General features: G+C 66.4%; 19 protein-coding genes. 12 read left to right on the top strand and 7 right to left on the bottom strand.

Going from position 1 to position 17,505, the window contains the following annotated elements:
• Positions 1-135 precede the first annotated feature (135 nt).
• Positions 136-918: a delta-class carbonic anhydrase gene (locus ACP156_RS00930; protein WP_425049406.1), complete on the top strand. Its 783-nt coding sequence runs from the start codon at positions 136-138 to the stop codon at positions 916-918.
• Positions 919-930: 12 nt separating this feature from the next.
• Here the strand turns inward: ACP156_RS00930 and ACP156_RS00925 are convergent, their stop codons facing one another.
• A complete protein-coding gene (locus tag ACP156_RS00925) occupies positions 931-1,359 on the bottom strand; it encodes a DUF1801 domain-containing protein (protein WP_425049405.1) in 429 nt (142 codons plus the stop codon).
• A 172-nt stretch (positions 1,360-1,531) separates the two neighbouring features.
• On the opposite strand from ACP156_RS00925, the gene ACP156_RS00920 reads away from it, so the two are divergent.
• A complete protein-coding gene (locus tag ACP156_RS00920) occupies positions 1,532-1,942 on the top strand; it encodes a metallopeptidase family protein (protein ID WP_425049404.1) in 411 nt (136 codons plus the stop codon).
• A gap of 64 nt (positions 1,943-2,006) precedes the next feature.
• Positions 2,007-2,957 (top strand): 1-phosphofructokinase family hexose kinase, encoded by a 951-nt coding sequence (locus ACP156_RS00915; RefSeq protein WP_425049403.1) that lies wholly within the window; start codon positions 2,007-2,009, stop codon positions 2,955-2,957.
• A gap of 76 nt (positions 2,958-3,033) precedes the next feature.
• On the opposite strand, the gene ACP156_RS00910 is transcribed toward ACP156_RS00915, so the two are convergent.
• Positions 3,034-3,624 (bottom strand): NAD(P)H-dependent oxidoreductase, encoded by a 591-nt coding sequence (locus ACP156_RS00910; protein WP_425049402.1) that lies wholly within the window; start codon positions 3,622-3,624, stop codon positions 3,034-3,036.
• Between the two features lie 393 nt (positions 3,625-4,017).
• On the opposite strand from ACP156_RS00910, the gene ACP156_RS00905 reads away from it, so the two are divergent.
• The gene (locus ACP156_RS00905) at positions 4,018-4,782 is read left to right on the top strand and encodes a hypothetical protein (RefSeq protein ID WP_425049401.1); all 765 of its coding nucleotides are present in this window, start codon (positions 4,018-4,020) and stop codon (positions 4,780-4,782) included.
• On the opposite strand, the gene ACP156_RS00900 is transcribed toward ACP156_RS00905, so the two are convergent.
• The gene (locus tag ACP156_RS00900) at positions 4,779-6,437 is read right to left on the bottom strand and encodes an NAD+ synthase (protein WP_425049400.1); all 1,659 of its coding nucleotides are present in this window, start codon (positions 6,435-6,437) and stop codon (positions 4,779-4,781) included. The genes ACP156_RS00905 and ACP156_RS00900 overlap by 4 nt on opposite strands.
• Positions 6,438-6,576: 139 nt before the next feature.
• On the opposite strand from ACP156_RS00900, the gene ACP156_RS00895 reads away from it, so the two are divergent.
• Positions 6,577-8,097, top strand: a complete 1,521-nt coding sequence (locus ACP156_RS00895; protein ID WP_425050799.1) for a 2-isopropylmalate synthase — start codon at positions 6,577-6,579, stop codon at positions 8,095-8,097.
• A gap of 4 nt (positions 8,098-8,101) precedes the next feature.
• Complete coding sequence (locus ACP156_RS00890) at positions 8,102-8,896, top strand: glutathione S-transferase family protein (protein ID WP_425049399.1); 795 nt, start codon at positions 8,102-8,104, stop codon at positions 8,894-8,896.
• Positions 8,897-8,908: 12 nt separating this feature from the next.
• Here the strand turns inward: ACP156_RS00890 and ACP156_RS00885 are convergent, their stop codons facing one another.
• A complete protein-coding gene (locus ACP156_RS00885) occupies positions 8,909-10,144 on the bottom strand; it encodes an Hsp70 family protein (RefSeq protein ID WP_425049398.1) in 1,236 nt (411 codons plus the stop codon).
• 123 nt (positions 10,145-10,267) lie between these two features.
• On the opposite strand from ACP156_RS00885, the gene ACP156_RS00880 reads away from it, so the two are divergent.
• Genes ACP156_RS00880 through arsC form a run of 3 tightly spaced genes read left to right on the top strand, consistent with a single transcriptional unit; the run spans position 10,268 to position 12,005 of the window.
• The gene (locus tag ACP156_RS00880) at positions 10,268-10,606 is read left to right on the top strand and encodes a DUF952 domain-containing protein (RefSeq protein WP_425049397.1); all 339 of its coding nucleotides are present in this window, start codon (positions 10,268-10,270) and stop codon (positions 10,604-10,606) included.
• Positions 10,603-11,661 (top strand): quinone-dependent dihydroorotate dehydrogenase, encoded by a 1,059-nt coding sequence (locus ACP156_RS00875; protein WP_425049396.1) that lies wholly within the window; start codon positions 10,603-10,605, stop codon positions 11,659-11,661. Before ACP156_RS00880 ends, ACP156_RS00875 begins: the two co-directional genes overlap by 4 nt.
• Positions 11,658-12,005, top strand: coding sequence for an arsenate reductase (glutaredoxin) (gene arsC, locus ACP156_RS00870; protein ID WP_425049395.1), 348 nt, complete (start codon positions 11,658-11,660; stop codon positions 12,003-12,005). The genes ACP156_RS00875 and arsC overlap by 4 nt, the downstream gene beginning before the upstream one ends.
• 43 nt (positions 12,006-12,048) lie before the next feature.
• Here the strand turns inward: arsC and ACP156_RS00865 are convergent, their stop codons facing one another.
• The 3 genes from ACP156_RS00865 to ACP156_RS00855 are packed head-to-tail and all read right to left on the bottom strand — an operon-like array spanning position 12,049 to position 14,323.
• Positions 12,049-13,383 carry an MATE family efflux transporter gene (locus ACP156_RS00865; protein ID WP_425049394.1) on the bottom strand — a complete coding sequence of 445 codons (1,335 nt, stop codon included), beginning with the start codon at positions 13,381-13,383 and terminating at the stop codon, positions 12,049-12,051.
• Positions 13,380-13,892: a PaaI family thioesterase gene (locus ACP156_RS00860; RefSeq protein WP_425049393.1), complete on the bottom strand. Its 513-nt coding sequence runs from the start codon at positions 13,890-13,892 to the stop codon at positions 13,380-13,382. Before ACP156_RS00860 ends, ACP156_RS00865 begins: the two co-directional genes overlap by 4 nt.
• On the bottom strand, positions 13,889-14,323 hold the full coding sequence (locus ACP156_RS00855) for a PaaI family thioesterase (protein ID WP_425049392.1): 435 nt from the start codon (positions 14,321-14,323) through the stop codon (positions 13,889-13,891). The genes ACP156_RS00860 and ACP156_RS00855 overlap by 4 nt, the downstream gene beginning before the upstream one ends.
• Before the next feature lie 453 nt (positions 14,324-14,776).
• Here ACP156_RS00855 and ACP156_RS00850 point away from each other — a divergent pair, with 453 nt between their 5' ends.
• The 3 genes from ACP156_RS00850 to ACP156_RS00840 all read left to right on the top strand — a co-directional run bounded on the left by ACP156_RS00850 (position 14,777) and on the right by ACP156_RS00840 (position 17,467).
• The gene (locus ACP156_RS00850) at positions 14,777-15,145 is read left to right on the top strand and encodes a MerR family transcriptional regulator (RefSeq protein WP_425049391.1); all 369 of its coding nucleotides are present in this window, start codon (positions 14,777-14,779) and stop codon (positions 15,143-15,145) included.
• 116 nt (positions 15,146-15,261) lie between these two features.
• Positions 15,262-15,660: a MerR family transcriptional regulator gene (locus tag ACP156_RS00845; protein ID WP_425049390.1), complete on the top strand. Its 399-nt coding sequence runs from the start codon at positions 15,262-15,264 to the stop codon at positions 15,658-15,660.
• Positions 15,661-15,688: 28 nt separating this feature from the next.
• Positions 15,689-17,467, top strand: a complete 1,779-nt coding sequence (locus ACP156_RS00840) for an acyl-CoA dehydrogenase C-terminal domain-containing protein (RefSeq protein WP_425049389.1) — start codon at positions 15,689-15,691, stop codon at positions 17,465-17,467.
• Positions 17,468-17,505 lie beyond the last annotated feature (38 nt).

The raw sequence follows: 17,505 nt of genomic DNA, 5'->3' as shown, positions 1-17,505 counted from the left end.
ACAAGGCCGCGGGCTTGTCCACATCGGGGCCACGCCAAGGCGGTGCCGTTCACCCTTTGCTCATGGCTTGCCGCTTAGTTGAGCAGGCGGGCGAGTCGCGTCTTTCCGGCGCCGGTCCCGCAGCCGGAGGTCCTGATGCGCCGCGTCGTGCTTTGCCTGTTGTTCGCCCTGTTCGCCGCCCCCGCGGCGGCGCAGGACATCTGCCATGGCTACGGCCCGCAGTCCCCGCGCGACATCGGCAACCCCGAAGGCGCGAACCGCCGCGTCTGGTCACCCGCGCCGCCGCCGTCCCGGATGAACCTGTGCAACATCCACACCCACACCAACGCCGAACACCGGGGTCCGGGCTTCTTCCTGCCGGCGGGCGACGGCGAACACGGCGGCTGGCGCTGTCATGGCACCGCCGAACTGTCGCCGGAAGAACTTGAGGATCCGACCCACGGGCACGGCGCGTTCCACGGCGTCGTTCCCGGCGACACGATCGAGGTTCACTGGGTCTTCTCCTCGTGCGACGTCCGCCCCGGCGAAGGGCTGGGCGCGTGTCTGTCCGACACCTGCGCCAACCCGGAACTGCGGGTCGAGGCGCAGGTGTTTCTTGTGGTGAACGATCCCGACGCCGCCGACTTCGCCGATTTCGCATATGCCGGCACCGTGCGTCACGGCCTGCACCAGCCCCGCGCCCTGCCCGACGGCACCGGACGACCGGTCGTCTTTCTTGGCTCGACCACAGGGCCGTCCTTCACCCAGTCGGTCTGCTCGCCACTTCAGGTCACGTGGTCGGTCCGTCCCGCCTGCATGAAACTCGACATCGGTTCGCTGCACCGCTGGGCCGAGGCGGGCAACGTGTTCAACGAAACCCACTCGCACGGCGTCCGGCAACTGGTCACCGCGCCGGAACTGCTGTCGGAAATCGACTGACGCCCGGCCCGGCTAGGTCGGTTCGACCGGCCAGTGGGTCGCAAGGTCGGCCAGCCCGGCACGGATCAACTCCCGCAGAACGTCCTCGTCGATATCGGCCAGCTTGTTCACGTAAAGACAGGACTTGCCGATCTTGTGCTTGCCCAGCCGGCCGAGGATTTCGCCGAAGTCGGCATAGCCCGGCATGATGTAGATCGAATGCGCCGCCTTGCGGGGGCTGAAGCCTGTCGCGAGGAAATCGCCCTTGCGCCCGCTTTTGTAGACGTAGTGATAGCGGCCATAGCCCACGATCGACGGCCCCCACATCACCGGCGCGAAGCCCGTGACCTCGCGAAAGATGGCGTCCAGACGCCGGGCCTCGTCGCGCTTGCGCTCCGGTTCCACCGTGTCGAGGAAATCGCCGACTTCGGCGCCTGTCGCCTGCGTCTTGTTCTCGCTCATCCCGGCCCCCTGTCCCATCCGGTCCCGCCCGTGGCCACCAGAGTACCGCATCCGCCCGCCAGTTGTCGCCCCGGACCGGCCATTTTCGCCGGAATGCCCGACCGGACCCAGCCCCGCCCAATCGGCCGAATGCCTCTTTCCCCTGCCGCTACCCCGCGCCACTATCCGCCGCATGACAGATACCGCCGCAGACCTTGTCGCCCCCGACCTCGACCGGATCGAGCAACTGGCCCATGCGGCGTTTGCCGCCCTGCCCGCGCCGTTCGCCCGCGCCGTGACCGATGTCGCGATCCGGGTCGAGGATTTCGCGCCCGACGATTTGCTGGAGGACCTCGGGATCGAGGATCCTTTCGCGCTGACCGGCCTTTATGACGGCATCCCCCTGACCGAGAAATCCAGCTTCGATCAGCCGTTGCAGCCGGATACCGTCTGGCTGTTCCGCCGCCCGATCCTTGACGAGTGGATCGACCGGGGCGACGTGGCGCTTGGCGCGCTGGTGACGCATGTGCTGGTGCATGAGATCGCGCATCATCTGGGGTGGTCTGACGACGACATCGCCGCGATAGACCGCTGGTGGGAATGAGCATGGCTTGCGGGCCGGGGCGGCTCGGTCCACTCTCGGCCCCGACCGCCCGGCAGGAGTTTCCATGCGCACCGATATCGTCACTGTCACCCTGAACCCGACCGTCGACTTCGCGACCTCTTCGCCGCAGGTCTTCGCCGAGCACAAGCTGCGCTGCACCGAGCCGCATATCGACCCGGGCGGCGGCGGCATCAACGTCGCACGGGCGGTCCGGCAGCTAGGCGGACAGGCCACCGCGATGATCGCCATCGGCGGCGGCGCGGGCGCGCAGCTGCTGCAACTTCTGGCGCTGGAAGGCGTGCCCACAGTGGCGTTTCAGGGCCCCGGCGAATCGCGGCTGTCGTTTTCCGTGACCGATCAGGCCACGAACGAGCAGTACCGATTTGTCATGCCCGGCCCGATCTGGGGCGAGGCGGACGTGGAACGCGGGATCAACTCGATCGACCAGTCGGCGGCGGACGGCACGCTGGTGGTCCTGTCGGGAAGCCAGCCGCCGGGCGTGGCGAAGGAATTCCCCTCGATCCTCGCGCAGCACCTTGAAGGGCGCGGCGCGCGGCTGATCGTGGACACCTCTGGACCTGCGCTGTTCAACCTCGTGCGCGGCACCTACGAGGCGATCCACGTGCTGCGGATGGACGATGTCGAGGCCGAGGAACTGGCAGGCCGCGCCCTGACCACCCGCGAAGACACAGCCGCCTTCGCCCGCGAACTGGTGATGCGCGGATCGGCGCGGATCGTGATCATCGCGCGCGGGGCTGACGGTTCGGTTCTGGCCACCGAAAGCGAGGCATGGCACGCCGTGTCGCCGACCGTGGACGTCGTCAGCAAGGTCGGCGCGGGCGACAGTTTCGTCGGCGCGTTCACCCTTGCGCTGGCGCGGGGCGAGACCCTGCCCGCCTGCCTGCGGTTCGGCGTGGCCGCAGCGGCCGCCGCCTGCACCACCGAGGGCACGCGCCTGTGCGAGATGCAGACCGTCGAGAAACTGCTGCCCGCCTGCGAGCTGGCCCGCGTCTGACGCACCGGGCACAAAAAAAAGCCCGCCGGTGCGAACCCGGCGGGCATTGGACAGTCTGCTGTCCGATAGCTGAGGATCAGGCGGCGATTTTCGCCGTGATCTCGACAAGCCGCTTGGCCTGATGCGCGATGGCTTTCTTGCCGTTCTCGGGCAGTTCGCCCGCGATGGCGGAATAGCCATAGGGGTTGCCCGTCTCGAACAGGATCGGGTCAGTGTAGCCCGGCGTCACGATGATCGCGCCCCAGTGGATAGCCGAGACGTAAAGGCCCATCGTGGTCATCTCGTGCCCGCCGTGCAGGGTCTGCGCGCTGGTCGTGGCGGTGAAGGTCTTGTTGACCAGTTTGCCGGCCTGCCACAGCGGACCCAGCGTGTCGATGAAGGCCCGAACCTGGCTGGCGGCCTGACCGTAGCGGGTCGGCGACAGGAAGAAATAGCCATCGGCCCATTCCATGTCGTCGTGGCTGATTTCGGGGATATCGCTGGTTTTTTCGAGCTGCGCTTTCCAGGCCTCCTGGCCCTCGACCACCTCTTTCGGGGCGGTTTCGGCGAAGCGGCGCAGGCGGACTTCGGCGCCGGCGGCTTCCGCGGCGGCCTTCGCTTCAAGCGCGACCTGATGGTTGGTGCCATAGGTGGAATAGAAGGCGATGGTGATTTTCGGTGCGGTCATGAATGGATCTCCTTTCCGCTGAACATTCACCACCTTAAGTCGTGCGTACAGCGAGAGTTCCGTGCAGCATGGCGCGAAGAACGTGCGGAAACGCACAGGGTGCCGGACACCTGCAAGACAGAGGGAAAGAGACAGGACCCGCCCCCGTTGGATCGGGGTGCGGAGGGTGGCCCGGCTTTCGTTGCTGTGCGCTTCCGCCATCCGCATATGGGGCCGGCCACCGCCCCGTGACCCTTCGATCACGCCAGATTTATGCGCGTTCCGGCCAGTCGGGGCGACCGTGCTGCAACGGGTGCGCCCCGCACCGTCCCGCGCCGCGGATTTGCTTTGAGCCCGCACGTCGAAACCCGCTATGACAGTCTAGACCCCACACTGACACGCAAGGCGTCCCGCTTGTCGCAGCCTCTGGCAACAGCCGAACTCCGGCCCCTCGTCGATACCCGTGACCACCGCATCAGCTACATGGCGGGCACGTCGGATCGGCTGGTGGTGTCACTGGCAGGTGTTGGTGCCCAGCCGAAGGAACTGCCGCCTTTCGAATTCATGGGAACCGCTTGGGACCAAGGTCGCAACCACGTTTTGCTTGCCACAGAGCGGCGCAGATCATGGTTGAACGACGCCGCATACTCTGGCGAACTCGTCAGGCAGATCGAGACGCTGGTCGAGCAGCTGTCCATCCGTGACATCGTCTGCCTTGGCAATAGCATGGGCGCATACATGGCGCTGAACCTGCCGCAACTGACCCGTGTCGATTGCGTCATTGCGTTTTCTCCGCAGTATTCCATGAGCAGCCTTCACGTCCCCGAAGAAGTGCGTTGGTCGCGATGGCGAGACCGCATCAAAGAATTCCGCTTCCCGACCGTAGAAGCCTTGGACCCCAGTCAAAGGGACTACTTCGTCCTTCACGGCAACACCGTGCTGGAGCGCATCCACTGGCAACGGTTCCCGCAGGACCCGCGCCTGCACCATTTCATCTTCCGGGGCGAGGGGCACAATCTGGTCCAGCGCCTCAAGGACGAAGAGATGCTCACCGATGCCGTCCGCATGGCGATAGCACGCAAGCCCCGGCGGCTGCGCAGGTTGCTGGAAGGTGCTTTCGACGTCGCCCGGCGCGAAACGCTTTCACCCGACGAGGCGCACCTGCCGCTTGGCGATTAGCTGGGGTCGCGCCAGCGGTTCACGATGGGATAGCGTCGGTCCAGCCAGAAGCTGCGCTTGGTCAGGCGTGCGCCGGGCGCGGACTGGAAGCGCTTGTATTCGCTGATGTAAATCAGGTTCTCGATCTTTTTCACCACGTCGCGCTCGAAGCCCATGGCGACGACCTCGGCCACTGATTTCTCGTCGTCGATCAGCGCCTCGAGGATCTGGTCGAGATCCTCGTAGGGCGGCAGCGAATCCTCGTCCTTCTGATCCTCGCGCAGTTCGGCCGACGGCGGCTTGTCGATGACGCGGGGCGTGATCACCTCGCCCTCGGGGCCCATCATCCAGTCGCGGTGGTTCGCGTTGCGCCAGCGGCAGGTCTCGAACACGCGGGTTTTATACAGGTCTTTCAGCGGGTTGTAGCCGCCGGACATATCGCCGTAGATCGTGGCGTAGCCCACCGCGACCTCTGACTTGTTGCCGGTGGTCAGAAGCATTTCGCCGAACTTGTTGGACAGCGCCATCAGCAGCAAGCCACGCAGGCGGGACTGGACGTTTTCCTCTGTCACATCCGGCGTCGTGCCCTCGAACAGGGGCGCCAGCGACTCGGTCACCGCCGCACGCGGGCCGCTGATCGGGACGTAGTCATAGCGGCAGCCCAGCGCCTTCGCGACGGTCTCGGCGTCCTCAAGCGAATGCTGGCTGGTGTACTCGGAGGGCAGCATCACGCAGCGCACGTTGTCGGCGCCCAGCGCATCCACCGCGACCGCCGCCACCAACGCCGAGTCGACGCCGCCCGACAGGCCCAGCAGCGCCTTCTTGAACCCGGTCTTGCGGAAGTAATCGCGGGTGGCCTGCACCATCGCGCGATAGTCCTGCTCCCACTCGTCCGGCTGGTGCGTCTCGCCCGCCGGCAGGATGCGCCAGCCCTCGTCGCCGCGCGCCAGTTCGATGGTGCGGATTTCCTCGTCGAAGGCGGGCATCAGCATCGCCAGCTCGCCATGCGGGTTCAGCGCGAAGGACGCGCCGTCGAAGATCTGGTCGTCCTGCCCGCCCACCATGTTCAGGTAGATCAGCGGCAGCCCGGTCTCGACCACGCGGCCGACCATGTGGTTCAGCCGCGTCTCAAGCTTGCCGCGATAGTAGGGAGAGCCGTTCGGGACCAGAAGGAACTCGGCCCCGGTCTCGGCCAGCGTTTCCGACACTTCGGGGTGCCACGCATCCTCGCAGATCGGCGTGCCGACGCGAGTGTTGCCGACGGCATAGGGGCCGCCCAGCGGACCGGCGTCGTACAGGCGCACCTCGTCGAAGACATGATCGTTGGGCAGGTTGTGCTTCAGCACCTTGCTGGCGATCTTGCCGCCCTTGAGGATGAAATATGCGTTGAACAGCGCGCCGTCCTCGGCCCACGGGCCGCCGATACCCAGCGCGGGACCGTCGGCGCAGGTGACGGCCAAAGCCTCAACCGCCTGCATCGCGTGATGGTGAAACGCAGGCTTCATGACAAGGTCCTGCGTCTGGTACCCGGTCACGAACATTTCCGGCAGCGCCACCATGTCGGCGCCCGCCTCCTTGCCCTTCAACCATGCCGCGTGGGCGGCATCGACATTGTCGCCGATGGCCCCGACAGTCGGGTTCAATTGTGCCAGGGTCAGACGAAACCTGTCGGCCATATCACTCTCCGCATCGTGAGTTGCGTCTTAGCAGAACACTCGGCCATGGAAAGCCGATAGCGGCAAAAAGCGTTGCTAGGTCAATGGTGAGCCTTTAGGTTTCGCCCATGGCGACACGATCGGGGATGTGAACCGTCCGATGGGAGGCAGGGTGCAGAATTACCGGGCTAAACGCGACCGGAACAATCGTTTTCAAACTCTGGCGCTGAGCGGCGCGATCCTGCTGATGGCCGGGACGGCCTTCGCGCAGGACGGCGACGTTCAGGTCAAACAGTACGAAGACGGCGGCGTCTACGAGGGCACGTTTCAGGACGGCAAGCAGCACGGCACCGGCACCTACCGCCTGCCCAACGGCTACGAATACACCGGCGCATGGGTCGAGGGAGAGATCCGCGGTCAAGGCGTGGCGCGCTTCCCCAACGGGTCCGTCTACGAAGGCAACTTCGAGGCCGGCAAACCCTCGGGCCTCGGCAAGATCACCTTCGCCGACGGCGGCACCTACGAAGGTGACTGGGTCGACGGCAAGATCAACGGACAGGGCACCGCGGTCTATGCCAACGGCGTGACCTACACCGGCGGTTTCGTCGATGCGATGCACGACGGTCAGGGCCGGATGGAAAGCCCCAACGGCTATGTCTACGAAGGCACTTGGGTCGGTGGCGTGAAGCAGGGCGAAGGCACCATCACCTACCCCGATGGCTCGGTCTATACCGGCACACTGGTCGACGGTCAGCGCGAGGGCCAGGGCCGCCTTGTCACCGCCGACAACCCCGAGACCGAAGCCGACGAAAGCCTGACCTACGAAGGCGAATGGTCCGGCGGCCAGATCAACGGCACCGGCACCCTCACCCAGCCCAACGGCGACGTCTACGAAGGCGAGTTCGTGAATGGCGAGCGGCAGGGACAGGGCAAGGTCACCTATGCCAACGGCGACATCTACGAGGGCCAGTTCCTCAACGACCGCCGCCATGGTCAGGGCACGTTCTACGGCACCGACGGCTACGCCTATCTTGGCGAGTGGGTCGCGGGCCGGATCGAGGGCGAGGGTCAGGTCACTTACCCCGACGGCTCGATCTACGTGGGCGAGTTCCGCGATGACGTGGCCGCCGGTCAGGGCCGGATCATCTATCCCGACGGTTCGTCCTATGAAGGCGAATGGCGCGGTGGCGTGATCGAGGGCGAAGGCCGCGCGGAATACGCGAACGGTCTAGTCTACGAGGGCACGTTCCTGAACGCCCGCAACCACGGCACCGGCACGATGACCTACACCGATGGCTATACCTACACCGGCGAGTGGCAGGACGGTCAGCGGCACGGTCAGGGCACCGCGACCTATGCCGACGGCACCGTCTACGAAGGCGGCTTCGTGAACGGCCAGCGCGAGGGCATGGGCAAGATCACCATCCCCGACAACCCCGAGACCGAGGACGACGAGAGCTTCACCTACGAAGGCGAATGGGCCGGCGGCAAGATCGAAGGCACGGGCCGCGCGATCTACTTCAACGGCGACGTTTATGAGGGCGAGTTCGAGGACGGCCGCCGTCAGGGTGAAGGCACGATCCAGTACGCCTCGGGCGAGGTTGCGACGGGAACGTGGAACGATGGCGTGCTGGACCCCAGCACCGCCGAGATCAGCGGCGCGGACGACGCGACCGAGTGACCCGATGGGCAAGCCGGTCGTCTACCACATACCCGTTTGCCCGTTCTCGCAACGTCTGGAGATCCTGCTGGAGCTGAAAGGCCTGCGCGACACGATCGAGTTTCGCGTCGTCGACATCACCAAGCCGCGCGACCCCGCATTGCTGGAACTGTCGCGCGGCACCACGGCTTTGCCGATCATGGACCTTGGCGACGGCCGCGTGCTGAAGGAAAGCCTTGTCATCCTGCGCTATGTCGAAGAGGCGCTTGGCGGCCCGAAGGTGGCGCGCGAGGATGCCTATGAACGCGCCATCGAACGCCTGATGATCGCCCGCGAAGGGCCATTCGGGATGGCGGGTTACCTGTACGTGATGAACCGCGACCGCGACGCGTCCGAGACGAAGAAGGCCGCGCTGCTGGAGCATTACGCGTGGCTGTCGGACTTCCTCGACCACCACAATCCGGGCGGCACGTTCCTGTTCGACCGGTTCGGGCTGGCCGAGGCGGTCTATACCCCGCTGATGATGCGGTTCTGGTTCCTCGACTATTACGAAGGCTTCGACCTTCCCCCCGGCCCCGAATACACGCGGGTCCGCGCGTGGCAGGAGGCCTGCCTTGCGCACCCGGCGGCGCAGCAGGTCAGCTACGACCGCATCGTGAAACTGTACTACGACTATGCCGTCGGCGCCGGAAATGGCGCGCTGCCGGACGGCCGCACGAAGTCGAGCTTTACCTTCGACCCCGACTGGCCCGACCGTCCGATGCCGCCGCGCGACAAGTACGACCGCATCGCCAGCGACGCCGAACTCGGGCTGGTCTGAGCCGCGCCGCGCCTACCGCGCCGCCAGCGCAAGACCGTCGACCACCGCCGTGAACGCCTCGGACCGCAGCAGCGCCGCGTCCGGGCACAGGTCCGACACCTCGTCCGACACGAACCGCATCAGGCTCGATCCGCCGACGAGGATCACGCGGCTGATGTCGGATGCGGACACTCCGGCCAGCGCAAGCGTCTCTGCCGCGGCCCCTCGCAGCGCCGCGCGGTTCTCGGCCAGCGCCGCGTCCAGCGTTTCGCCCGTGACCGGCACCGACAGGCCCGGCTCGATGAACTCCATCGCGATCCGCCCCGCGCCGCTGTCGCCATTGGCCCCGATCTTGCCCCGCTCCACCGCGAAGGCCAGTTCGTGCCCAAGCTCGAGGTCCAGCACTTCGGCGAACCGCGCCATCGCGGGGCGATCCACCGCGGCCCGGACCATGCCCGCCACCATCCGCCGGGTCTCGGCGGTGTAGAGGAACGGGATCTTCGCCCATGTCGCAAGGTCGACGTATGGCGCACGCGGCACCGGCAGCAGACCCGATCCCATCTCGCGCCGAAGTTCGCCGCCCAGCCCCAGCACCGGCATTGCATGGGTCATCGATACGGCGTGGTCGAAATCGGTGCCGCCCAGCCGGATCCCGTGGCTGGCAAGGATCTCGGCCCCGTCGGCCCCGCCGCGGAACACGGTGAAGTCAGAGGTGCCGCCGCCGATGTCGACGATCAGACCCAGCCCCGCACCGCCGCCCATGCCGTGACAGGCGACCGCCGCCGCTTCGGGCTCGGGGAGGAAGGACACCTCGTCGAACCCGGCGGCGGCATAGCAGGCGCGGAGGTCCGCCTCGGCCTGCGCGTCCTTCTCCGGTGCGGCAGTATGGAAATGCACCGGACGGCCCGACAGGGCGCGACGGAAGGTCATGCCCGTCGCCGCCTCGGCCCGCGTCTTCACCTCGGCCAGAAAGACGGCGATCACATCGGCCAGCGTGCGCCGCTCGCCGCCCAGCACGCGGGGTTCGTGCAGCAGCGGCAGGCCCAGCACGCTTTTCAGCGCCCGCATGTACCGACCCTCTTCGCCCGCGATCAGCGCCGAACCGGCGGCAGAGCCGATGCGCATGTTGCCGTTCAGCGGGAAGAACACGGCGGTCGGCAGCGTCTCGGCGCCATGTTCGATGGGGATGCGGTAAATGCCGTTGCCTGCGGCCACAGCGGCGGCGGAGTTGGAGGTGCCGAAGTCTATCGAAAGAATGTCGGAGGCCATGGCGCGCGCCCTTTTGAGAAAGCGCCCCGGCTATCCAATCGCGGACCGGCGCACAAGCCGATTCCCGCGCGTCCCCGGCCTACAGCCGCTTGACCCGCGCGAAATTGGCGGTCATCTGACCCCATGCTGATCTACAAGATTTTCCGTACCCCCGAATGGCAGGCGCTGCAGGCCGATGGTTCGACCAACGGCGCGCCGATCGACCTGACCGACGGCTACATCCACTTCTCGACCGCCGAACAGGCCGCCGAAACCGCCGCGAAGCACTTCGCCGGGGTCGAGGGGATGTGGCTGGCTGCGGTCGAGGCCGACACGCTGGGCGACGATCTGAAATGGGAGCCGTCCCGAGGCGGCGCGCTGTTCCCGCACCTGTACCGTCCGCTGCGGCTGGACGACGTGGTCTGGGCTTGGCCGCTGCCACTGGAAGACGGCAGCCACACGTTCCCGGCAGAGATGGTATGAGCCTTCTCGAACGCATCGGCCTGCCGCTTCTGCGCGCCGTCGACCCCGAACGGGCGCACGGGCTGGCGTTGCAGGCGGTCCGGTCCGGGCTGGCGCCCCTGCCCGGCCCCGTCACGTCGCCCCGTCTGGCGACCACGCTGGCAGGAATGGCGCTGCCGAACCCCGTCGGTCTGGCGGCGGGCTTCGACAAGAACGCGACTGCCACCGCCGGGCTGTCCCGCGCAGGCTTTGGCTTTCTGGAACTGGGCGCCGCGACGCCTCGTCCGCAGCCGGGCAACCCCAAGCCGCGCCTGTTCCGGCTGACCGAGGACCGGGCCGCGATCAACCGCTTCGGGTTCAACAACGACGGCGCCGAGGCGATTGCCGCCCGCCTTGCCGCCACGCCGACCGGCATCCCGCGCGGCCTGAACCTTGGGGCGAACAAGGACAGCGCCGACCGCGCCCGCGACTTCGCCGAGGTGCTGCGCGTGGCGGGGCCGCACATCGACTTCGCGACCGTCAACGTGTCGTCTCCCAACACCGAGAAGCTGCGCGACCTTCAGGGCGCCGCCGCGCTGAAAGGGCTGCTCGCCGGTGTGATCGAGACCCGCGACGCGCTGGCCCGGCGGGTGCCGGTTTTCCTGAAGATCGCGCCCGACCTGACCGAGTCCGAGATCGCCGAGATTGCGGGCGTCGCCATCGAGGCCGGGCTGGACGCGATCATCGCCACCAACACGACCCTGTCGCGCGACGGTCTGCGAAGCCCCCACAAGGGCGAGACCGGCGGCCTGTCCGGCGCGCCGCTGTTCGAGAAATCGACCCGCGTTCTGGCGCGGTTGTCCGAGGAGACCGGCGGCGCGGTGCCGCTGATCGGCGTTGGCGGCATCGCCAGCGCGGAACAGGCCTTTGCCAAGATCCGGGCCGGCGCCAGCGCGGTGCAGCTTTACACCGCAATGGTGTTCCACGGCCTTTCGCTGGCCGCCGATATCGCGCGCGGTCTGGACACGCTGCTGGCGCGCGAGGGCTTCGCCTCGGTCGCCGAGGCGGTGGGCACCAACCGGAAGGACTGGCTATGACCAAGGTCACGATCTGGCACAACCCGCGCTGCACCAAGTCGCGCGAGACGCTGGCGCTGTTGCAGGACAAGGGCTGCGACATCACCGAGCGCCGCTATCTCGACGATGCGCCGACCGAGGCAGAGATCCGCGACGTGCTGGATCTGCTGGGCGTACCGGCGATCAAGCTGATGCGGACCAAGGAAGCCGAGTTCAAGGCGCAGGGGCTGACGAAGGACACCGTCGACGCGGCGCTGATCGCCGCGATGGCCGCCACGCCGAAACTGATCGAGCGTCCGGTGGTCTTCGCCAACGGTCGCGCGGCCCTGGGCCGTCCGCCCGAAGCGGTGCTGGAGATCCTTTAGTTTTCTTGCCTCCGGCGGGGATATTTCCGGACCAAAGAAGCGGTCAGCCGGGCACTGGCTCGGACACGCCCGCTTCCTTGCGTGGGTACTTGGCCCACAGCGTCAGCCCGCGCGTCGCGTTGAGGATCATCAGCGCCAGCCACAGCCCGTGGTTGCCCATCAGCGGCAGCAGCACCGCCAGCGCCACGACATAGACCGCGGCCGACTGCAGCGCGGCGACGCGCATCTCGCGCGTCCACGTGGCGCCGATGTAGATGCCGTCCAGCATCCACGCCGCGATACCGATCAGCGGCGCGGCGCACAGCCACGGCAGATAGACGCGCGCCTCGGCCCGGACCGCTTCGGACGTGGTCATCAGGTCGATGATCGCGCCGCCCGCAATCCAGAACACCAGCCCCAGCACCACCGCGCCGCCAACGCCCCATTGCGAACTGATGATCGACGCCCGGCGCAGCGATGTCCGGTCGCGCGCGCCCACCGCCGCGCCGACCAGCGCCTCGGCCGAGAAGGCGAAACCGTCCAGCGCGAAGGCGGTGATTTCGAGGAACTGCACAAGCACCTGGTTCGCCGCCAGTGTCACGTCGCCGAGGTCCGAGGCGAGAAACAAGAAGGTGGTGAAGGACACCGACAGGATCACCGAGCGGATCATGATGTCGGTGTTCACAGCCAGCATCCGTTTCAGCCGCGCCCGGTCGAACACCCGCGCCCAGTCGCGCCACTGGTCGCCCGCGAAAGCGGCGCGGCACAGCCAGAGGCCCAGCGCCAACCCCGTGTACTCTGCGATCAGCGTCGCGACCGCCACGCCCTCGACACCCCAGCCAAGCCCAAGCACGAACCACAGATCCAGCGTGATGTTCAGCCCGTTCATCCAAAGCTGCAGCGCCAGCACGCCGCGCGTCCGCTCCATCCCGATCAGCCACCCGGTCAGCGCGTAGATCCCGATGGCGGCGGGTGCGCCCCAGATGCGGATAGCAAGGTACTGGCGGGCCAGCGTCTCGACTTCCTCGGACGCGGGCGCGAGGCGGAAGGCGCCCCAGAACAGCGCCACTTGCAGAACCACCAGCGCGGCACCCGCGGCGGCTCCGAACAGCAGGCCGCGCATCAGCAACGCGCCGGTTTCAGAGGTGTCTCCCGCCCCCTTGGCCTGCGCCACCATTCCGGTAGTGCCCATCCTGAGAAAGCCGAAGACCCAGTAGATCGTCGTCAGGATCACCGCGCCAATCCCGACCGCCCCGATCGGCGCCGCGGCCCCCATCTGGCCCACGACGCCGGTATCCACCGCGCCAAGGATCGGAACTGTCGCGTTCGACAGCACGATGGGCAGCGCGATCCGCAGCACGCGGGCGTGCGTCAGGGCTCCGACCTGTTGTGCGGTCATGACTGCGCCGACTGGGGCATCAGGAAGTGCGCCGCCGCCTGCGCGATGGGCCGCGCGCGGTTGTCCTGCCACGCCTCGACCTGAACGCTGGCGTAACGCCGGCCCGACCGGGTCACCCGCGCGCGGGCATAGGCGTCGCGCGGCAAGCCCGAGCGCAGGTAATCCACCGTGAAGTCGATCGTCTTCGGCAGGCGCGGCAGGTTGCCGGGACTGATCGTCGCCGGATCCAGCCGCCCGCTTTCGATGTCTTTCCACAGGAAGGACCACGACAGTTCGACGATGGCGGTGAATTCCAGGAAAGCGGCGGTCACGCCGCCATGCAGCGCGGGTAGCATCGGGTTGCCGATCAGCTTGTCGGAATAGGACAGCAGCCCGGTCAGCTCGTCGCCGTGCCGCTCGAAGCTGATGCCGAGGAACCGCATGTAGGGCACGCCGTCCACCAGCGCCCGAAGCGCGGCGTCGCGGCGTTGCTTCACCACCTGAACGGGTTCGGGACGCGGGCGGCTCATGCGGTGCGCTCCACCGTGAACGCGCCGGTCGCTGCGGCGACCGGATTGTCGCGGTCGTCGTCCATCGCCTGCGCCCGCACGAAGGCGACCGAGCGCGTGACGTGATAGCATTCCGCCCGCGCCACGATCTCTTGCCCCGGGGTCGCGCCGCGCATGTAGTCGATCCGCAGGTCCAGCGTCGCGGTCATCGCGGGGCTTTCGGGATGGCTCATCACCGCCGCGCCGCTGCAGGTATCCATCAGCGCCGAGACCGCACCGCCCGCGATCGTGCCGCGCGCCGGGTCGCCGATCAGGCGTTCGTCGTAGGGCATCGCCACCTCGGCCACGCCCGGACCAAGCGCGACCAGCCGCATCCCCAGCGCCTGCGCATGGGGCAGCGCCTCGATGAACTGGCGGATGATCCGGTCTTTCGCTTGCTGATCCGAGGTCATGTCAGGTCTCGTATCCTGTGTGATATGCAGCCCTTTGGCCGACGCCGATTAATCGACCCTTGGCGTACAAGCCGCAAGAGGCAGTTGCACAGGGTATCGCACACGCGCTGTGCAGCGCGCGTCGATCCGGCCCGCCGCCGCTGGGCGCCAAACTGCACAATCTTTATTAAATACAAGGGTTTGTTTCCGGCCCGCAGCCAACACCGGTCAACCTGCCGTGGCCTATCCCACAGCGCGTCCGGACCCGAAATTCATGCGGCACGCATCCATTTCGTCGCACCCCGCTTTCCGGCGGTTGAATGACACCCCATATGGCGGGCGGATCAGCGGTTGCCACTCACGCCGCTTCGATCGCGAGCCTGCACATTTATCTGCCGGTTCCCGTGCCGGTGCGGATGACAATTGATCCTTGTCGCCCGCCCCATTATCTATTTCCATACGAGGGAGTTACCGATGTCTGACCCGCGGCTGAACTTCAAAGACATGTGCGCCAAGTTCGACGTGACCGCGCGCACGCTGCGGTATTACGAGTACATCGAGCTGCTTTCGCCCGAGAAGGAGGGCCGCTCACGTTTCTACGGACCGAAAGAGATCGCGCGGATGACCCTGATCCTGCGCGGACGCCGTTGGGGCTTCTCTTTGGAAGAGATCCGCCAATGGCTTGAAATTTACGAACGATCGGGGACGCGTGCGCAGATGGAAGTGCTTGTCGAGATGGCTGACCGCCAGCTTAAAGTCCTGAATTCTCAGCGCGAAGATCTAGAGACAGCCATCGCCGAATTGCAGACTCTGCGGGATGAAACAGCATCCGATTTGGCGTAGCCAGCAACCTTCACAAATGACGTGACGTTACACCGGCCCTAGGGTCAACCGCGCTTGAAGCGCTTCGGATCTGCGGTCATGTGGGGCGTCTGAACATAAAAAGAGATGAGGCCAACATGACCGATGAAGTCATGACCATCCGAGAGATGTGCGACGAGTACGATGTTACCCCACGCACGCTGCGGTTCTACGAATCCAAAGAACTCCTTGCCCCGATCCGCCAAGGCAGCAAACGGCTCTTCACGCGCCGCGACCGCGCCCGGCTTAAACTGATCCTGCGCGGCAAGAAATTCGGCTTCTCGCTCGAGGAGATCCGCCAGATCCTGGACCTGTACGAGTCCGACGGCGGCGAGCAGGCGCAACTCAAGCGTGCGCACGACGCCGCGAAAGAGCGCCTGTCCGAGATGGAACGCCAGCGCGACGAACTGAGCGGCACCATCGAAGAGCTCAAATCCGAGATCGAGTGGAGCGCCAACGTGCTGACGTCCTACAGCCAGCAGGCCGCCGCCGAGTAATACGGTCAAGACGGGAGGGAGGCCCGAAATGCCCAGCTATACTGCGCCCTTCAAGGACCAGCAGTTTCTTCTGCATGAGGTTCTGAAGGTCACCGAGACCGGGATTCCCGGCTACGACGAACTGGACCGGGACTTCACCGGTGCGGTTCTGGAAGAGGCCGGCAAGATCGCGTCCGAGGTGCTTCAGCCGCTGAACGCGGTGGGCGACCGTCAGGGTTGCACGCTGGAGAACGGCGTGGTCCGGACTCCGGATGGCTTCAAATCCGCGTACGACCAGCTGCGCGAAGGTGGCTGGATGGGGCTGGATGCCGATCCGGAGTATGGCGGTCAGGGCATGCCCTTCCTCCTGTCCTCTGCTGTTGGCGAGATGTTCGTTTCCGCGAACATGGCGTTCAACATGTACCAGGGGCTGACGCATGGCGCCTACTCGGCGATCCACACGCATGGATCGGACGAGCAGAAAGCCATGTACCTTCCCAACATGGTCGAGGGCCGCTGGTCCGGCACCATGAACCTGACCGAGCCGCACTGCGGCACCGACCTCGGGCTGATCCGCACCAAGGCGGAACCGCAGGACGATGGCAGCTACCTGATCACCGGCTCGAAGATCTGGATCTCGGCCGGCGAACACGACCTTTCCGAGAACATCATCCACCTCGTGCTGGCCAAAGCCCCCGGCGGCGGCGAAGGCACCAAGGGGATCTCGCTGTTCATCGTGCCCAAGTTCATAGTGAACGACGACGGCTCGCTGGGCGACCGCAACGCGGTGTCCTGCGGCGGTCTCGAAGAAAAGATGGGCATCCACGGCAACGCCACCTGCGTGATGAACTACGACGGGGCCAAGGGCTTCCTCGTGGGCGAGCTTCACAAGGGCATGCGCGCGATGTTCACCATGATGAACGAGGCGCGGCTGGGCGTCGGCGTGCAGGGCCTCGCCCAGGGCTCGGTCGCCTACCAGAACGCGCTTGGCTTCGCGCAGGACCGCCTGCAGGGCCGCGACGTGACCGGGGTGAAAAACCCCGACGGCCCCGCCGACCCGATCATCGTCCACCCGGACGTGCGCCGCGGTCTTCTGGACCAGAAGAGCTTTGTCGAGGGCGGCCGCGCCTTCATGTACTGGGGCGCCATGCTGATCGACCAGGCGCACCGGGCCGAAGACGCGGACGCCGAAGCGCTGATCTCGTTGCTGACCCCGGTCATCAAGGGCTTCCTGACCGACAAGGGGTTCGAGACCACCGTGCTGGCGCAGCAGACGCTGGGCGGCTCGGGCTTCACCCGCGAATGGGGCATCGAGCAGTTCGTCCGCGACGCCCGGATCACCATGATCTACGAGGGCACCAACGGCATTCAGTCGCTGGATCTCGTCGGCCGCAAGCTGGCGCAGAACGGCGGCAAGACGGTGATGGCGTTCTTCGACCTCGTGAAGACCTTCATCAAGGAAAACGAGGGCGATGCCGACCTGAAGGACGGCTTCCTCGATCCGCTGAAATCGGCGTCCAAGGACCTGCAGGCCGCGGGGATGTATTTCATGCAGAACGGCATGAAAAACCCCAACAATGCGCTGTCGGGCTCTTACGACTTCATGCTGCTGTTCGGACACGTCTGTCTTGGCCTGATGTGGGCCCGGATGGCGAAGGCCGCACGGGCCGCGCTGGACGCCGGAAGCAGTGACGCAGCGTTCTACGAATCGAAACTCGCCACGGGGCGCTACTATATGGCACGACAGTTGCCAGCGACCGCCACGCACCTCGCCCGGATCCAGTCCGGCGCGGACCCGGTGATGGCGCTGGACGCAAGCGGCTTCTAGGACGCGGGGCTCTCCCCGCCGGTCCGGTCGCACCGGGA

Origin of the sequence: Psychromarinibacter sp. S121 (genome assembly GCF_049801035.1) — a bacterium.
Lineage (GTDB): Bacteria > Pseudomonadota > Alphaproteobacteria > Rhodobacterales > Rhodobacteraceae > Psychromarinibacter.
This window is presented reverse-complemented; position numbering and strand designations above follow the sequence as displayed.